Genomic DNA, 250 nt, shown 5'->3' with positions numbered 1-250 from the left:
CCACACACCCCCAACTCCCCCAAAACCCCCCCCCCCCCCACAACAACCACCCCGCAACCCACCACCCCAACCCCCTCACCACCCACACCCCCCCCCCCCAAAACCCCCCCCCCCCCCCTAACCCCCCCCCCCCCCCCCGCGCTCTCCTATTTTTTTTAGGACCCGTGGTGCAGCTAGTTCTACTATACCCATTAGGTCGTGTGTTGCCTATTGGTACTTTAGCAACAGTAGCGCCAGTGTTGCCTCTAGG

Annotated in this window: 1 pseudogene; it reads left to right on the top strand. The window is 63.2% G+C overall.

Annotation, left to right across the window (positions count from 1 at the left end):
• Positions 1-250: pseudogene (locus tag JDS80_RS31305) on the top strand (hypothetical protein); the annotation flags it as partial.

The organism is Bacillus cereus group sp. N8 (assembly GCF_016483685.1).
Classification (GTDB): Bacteria; Bacillota; Bacilli; order Bacillales; family Bacillaceae_G; genus Bacillus_A; species Bacillus_A proteolyticus.
Note: the sequence above shows the minus strand (reverse complement) of the source record. Positions and strands in the feature narration are given on the sequence as shown.